The organism is Ideonella azotifigens, assembly GCF_006519715.1.
Taxonomy (GTDB): domain Bacteria; phylum Pseudomonadota; class Gammaproteobacteria; order Burkholderiales; family Burkholderiaceae_C; genus Ideonella; species Ideonella azotifigens.
Window position 1 is genome coordinate 1 of sequence record NZ_VIDT01001149.1, and the last position, 1,126, is coordinate 1,126.

Genomic DNA, 1,126 nt, shown 5'->3' on the forward strand with positions numbered 1-1,126 from the left:
TGGCTGGGCCATGCCACGGCACTGGTGCAGCTGGGCGGCATCAGCCTGCTGACCGACCCGGTCTTCTCCGAGCGCTGCTCGCCGCTGCCGTTCGCCGGCCCCAAGCGCCACCAGCCACCGGGCATTGCGCTGGCAGAGCTGCCGCACATCGAGCTGGTGCTGGTCTCGCACAACCATTACGACCATCTGGACGCCGCCTCGGTGCAGGCCCTGGCGCGCCAGCCCGGCGGCCCGCCGCAGTTCATCGTGCCGCTGGGGCTGAAGGCCTGGTTCGCCAGGCTGGGCATCGTCAACTGCATCGAGCTGGACTGGTGGCAGGCGCACACGCTGCCAGCCGCCAAGGGCGACGTGACGGTGGAGTTGGTGCCGGCCCAGCACTGGTCGGCCCGCGGCCTGGGCGACCGCATGGCCACGCTGTGGGGCGGCTTTGCCGTCTTCGCGCCGGACTGCCACCTGTTCTACGCTGGCGACACCGCCTACAGCCGCGAGTTCGCCCACATGCGCGAGCGCTACGCGCCGCGCCAGAGCCCGGAACACGGCGGCGGTTTCGACCTGGCGCTGCTGCCGATTGGCGCCTACGAGCCGCGCTGGTTCATGGGCTCGCAGCACATCAACGTCGAAGAAGCCTTGCGCATCCACCGCGACCTGGGCGCCAAGCGTTCGCTGGGCCTGCATTGGGGCACGTTTGCGCTGGCCGACGAAGCGGTGGACGAACCACCGCGCGAACTGGCCCGGCAACGCCCGGCCAGCGGCCTGAGCGAAGACGAGTTTTTTGTCACCGCCATTGGCGAGACGCGCCGGCTGCCGGCGCGCGAACATCTACACGACGGTTGACGGGAAGAGGGATGCCCGTGTGGCAAGTGCCGGCCTGGGGAGGCCGCAGCACACGGGCTTGAGCAATCACGCATCAAGGAGCGCCTGAGGGGGCGTGGAGGGGGAGTCGAGATGCAGGACATGGTCAGGCTGGTGTATGCCGGCGAGATCCTGGAGGGCCACGCGGCGGCCACGGTACAGCAGTCGCTGGCCGAATGGCTGAAGCTGGACGACACGCGCCGCGCGGCGCTGGGTTCGGGCCGGCGGCTGGTCATCAAGAAGGCGCTGGCGGCCGACCAGGCGCACAAGTGGG

2 protein-coding genes are annotated in these 1,126 nt (G+C 70.1%); both read left to right on the forward strand.

The genetic code is table 11. The annotated features are described in order from the left end of the window. Positions 1-834, forward strand: an 834-nt coding sequence (locus FKP22_RS31240; RefSeq protein ID WP_141292046.1) for an MBL fold metallo-hydrolase, incomplete at its 5' end; no start/stop codon positions are given. Positions 835-945: 111 nt separating this feature from the next. Continuing rightward, positions 946-1,126: hypothetical protein (locus FKP22_RS31245; RefSeq protein ID WP_141292047.1), on the forward strand; the 181-nt coding region annotated here is incomplete at its 3' end.